The organism is Psychroserpens sp. BH13MA-6 (genome assembly GCF_052983595.1).
The window spans coordinates 1-3237 of sequence record NZ_JBRJGE010000023.1; the positions used below are offsets into that span (position 1 = coordinate 1).

The following is a 3237-nucleotide window of genomic DNA, read 5'->3' on the forward strand; positions in this document are numbered from 1 at the left end:
AACTCGGAAAGAATTGCTGGCTCAGCCTCGCGCTTCTTTTCCCGCGGAATTTTCGCCGTAAACGGCTCATCCAAGCGCAAAGCGCTTCGGCTGAAATTCCGCAACAAATCATACACAATTACGTTAGCAACAATAGTGCATTTACCGAAACTGAAGCTGGTCAGGAATCTTTCTGAATAGATCGCAGCTTTTCGGAATCTTCTAAAACCAATACTCGGAATCTAATGTTCTTTTCTCAAACTAGGTTGCAACCTAAATGCGAATTTTTCTGTTCTCTTTTTGGAATAGTAGCGGATTCTTGGGCTTGTCAGCCAAATTTGTGTTGCATTCTGATTCGGTTGCAATGCGGAATATCACTCAACTTCGTGGTTTGCCTGTGGTTCGTGTTGCACTAAAGTAGCTAACAACGTGTATAATTCATTGTTCTGTTAGTGTGTACTCGGAAAATTCCTGCGGAATTTTCCTATGGTCAGTTTTCTTTTACTAATTTAGAGCTAGCCAACACAACGAAATCATACACAAATACGTTGGCAACAAGCTGAAAAATGAAGTGCATAATAAAATACATTATTCTATTTATAATTCCTTTAAGCATCTCTTGCTCAAGTTCAAGAAATAATCCAAAAAGAACTTATTTAGCAAAATACATCGACTCTCTGAAAATAGAATACTCATTAACTAAGAATCCTCATATAATAATAAATGGAGTTGGTGCTAACTATGAATCAATGAATGAAGGTTGGTTTTTATTAGAAAAGGAGGAGATTTCTAGCATAGAATACATTAAAAAAGGGGAAACAAACATATATGGAAGCATTGATGTAAATGGTATTGTTCGATTGACTACAAAGTTAAAAGATAAACCCTTTGGGGAATTTGATTTTACAAGAGTTCCTGACTCTTTAAAATTAATTGAAGGCAAAGAATTAAAAGGAGATTTTAACGGAGATAATAAATTGGATTTTGCATTTATCGTAAAAAACAAGAATAATAAAAAAATTGGTATTTTAATAATTCATAATTCCGTAAAACAAGAAAGTTTCCTTTTCGGAGCAGGAAATGAAATTGACACTATGACCGACTTGAATTGGATTGAAATATTCAAAACCATTCCGAAAGGAGAAATTGTTTCACCGACTTTGGTTGACGAAGAAACTGGAGATATAATCGGACAAGACGAAAGCAAGTATTTCAAACTTATTGGAAACGGAATTTATTTAGGCGTTGAGGAATCTCACGGTGGTGGAATTATTTTCTGGAATGGAAAAAAATACGAATGGTATCACGTTGAATAAAAGCCAATTGCCAACACCGTGTATAATTAATTGCGGTAAGTCGGCTAAGTAGAAGATTTATTCCTACAAATTACTATCTTAGTCTCAACGGAAAAATTTGAGCTCAACAGCTTGCGTCTTTCCCGCGGAACATCAGCCGCATACGCAAGCTGTAAAACCGCAACAAATCATACACAATTACGTTGTAAACAAGCTTAAGAAACATATGAACTTCTTTAAAAATTTATTTAAAAAGAAAAGTCACTTAGACAATGAAGAGGATGATGGAAATTACATTGTAATAACACTCAATGATAAGTGCATGCCTCTTGACAGAGGAGAGATTTATGGTAATCCATTAGACGAATTTATTCAATCATCACAAATAGGAGAATTAGTTGGAGGCGGAACTATGCAGTTAGAAACTGGTGAAATTGAATATTGTGATTTAGAAGTTCTATTAGACTTAGATGAAGTTAATGACAATCATATTAAATCTATAATAAATAAATTAGAGGAACTAGGAGCTCCAAAAGGTTCTAAATTAAGAATTGAAAAAACAGAACAAATAATAGAGTTTGGAAAAAAAGAAGGTCTGGCTATATATATTGATGGAGTAAATTTGGACAAAGAAGTATATGAAAAGTGCGATTCTAACTTTGTAGTATCTGAAATAAAAAAGTTAATAAATGATAATTCAGACATCGTTAGGTTTTGGCAAGGAAATACAGAGACAGGAATTTATTTTTATTCCGATTCATTTGAAAAAATGAACGAATCAATAACTGAATTTGTAAATGAATATCCTTTATGTAAAAATGCAAGGATAAAAAAAATAGCATAAAAGCCAGTTTACAACACCGTGTATAATTCATTGCGGTAGGTGTTTAAGACGAGGAAAAATTCTCACATAATTTACTATCTTTAAAACTCGGAAAGAATTGCTTGTTCAACCTTGCGCTTTTTTTCCAGTGGAATTTTCGCCTTAAACGGCTCATCCAAGCGAAAAGCGCTTCGGCTGAAATTCCGCAACAAATCATACACAATTACGTTGCCACACATTTGAGAAAACTTAAAAACTAGAAACATAACGATTGAAAATAAAAATATGATTAAGAAATTACACCTGATTTTACTGATGATTTTGCCGATTACAATGTTTGGACAATTATCGGAATCGCTTGACGAAATGAGAGCTGATAAAAATGCTGAATATGAAAAATATGAAACTTTAATATTTAAAGCAACCAAATATATATTTGACAATCCTGTGAACGTAAAATCAGAGGAATTTATTTCTGCAACACAAATTGTCGGATTTTGGATGAATAAAGATACTGGAATGGGAATTCCAACATTTGGAAATTTTTTCACTTCTCTTACAAATGAAAATAAACAACAATTTCTATATACAGTTGCGATGATTAATTATGGTTTAGACCAAAAAATCAATCACAAACGAATTTTAACTTGTAAAAAAATTGACGGACAGAAATTCAGCGAACAAGAAGATGTTAGAGAAGTCCAACTTGGCGGAGCAAAAATTTTGCTGGAATATATCGGAAATAAAAAGAACAACGTCCCTATAAATTCAAAGACAAAAAAATATATAAAAGCATACAAAAAAGGAAATTTGGACGAAATGTTTTTTGACTAACAAATCGGAATAAAAAAAACGTGTGGCAACAACGTGTATAATTCATTGCTCAGTTGGTTAAAACAAGGAAAAATTCCCACATAATTCACTATCTTTAAAACTCGGAAAGATTTGCTGGCTCAGCCTTGCACTTTCTCTCCCGCGGAATTTTCCCCGTAAACGGCTCATCCAAGCGCAAAGTGCTTCGGCTGAAATTCCGCAACAAATCATACACAATTACGTTGGCAGTAAGATGAGAAAACCTATGAGAAACATTTCAATCCTTCTATTATTGATAATAATTAGTTCCTGTAATTCAAATTTGAA

General features: G+C 33.2%; 4 protein-coding genes. All 4 read left to right on the top strand.

Features of this window, described 5'->3' with window-relative positions; genetic code table 11:
- Positions 1-180, top strand: a 180-nt coding sequence (locus ACU8DI_RS15205) for a hypothetical protein (protein WP_447113647.1), incomplete at its 5' end; no start/stop codon positions are given.
- A 365-nt stretch (positions 181-545) separates the two neighbouring features.
- Positions 546-1295, top strand: a complete 750-nt coding sequence (locus ACU8DI_RS15210) for a hypothetical protein (RefSeq protein WP_447113648.1) — start codon at positions 546-548, stop codon at positions 1293-1295.
- Positions 1296-1500: 205 nt separating this feature from the next.
- Positions 1501-2118 carry a hypothetical protein gene (locus ACU8DI_RS15215; protein ID WP_447113649.1) on the top strand — a complete coding sequence of 206 codons (618 nt, stop codon included), beginning with the start codon at positions 1501-1503 and terminating at the stop codon, positions 2116-2118.
- A 264-nt stretch (positions 2119-2382) separates the two neighbouring features.
- On the top strand, positions 2383-2931 hold the full coding sequence (locus ACU8DI_RS15220) for a hypothetical protein (protein WP_447113650.1): 549 nt from the start codon (positions 2383-2385) through the stop codon (positions 2929-2931).
- Positions 2932-3237 lie beyond the last annotated feature (306 nt).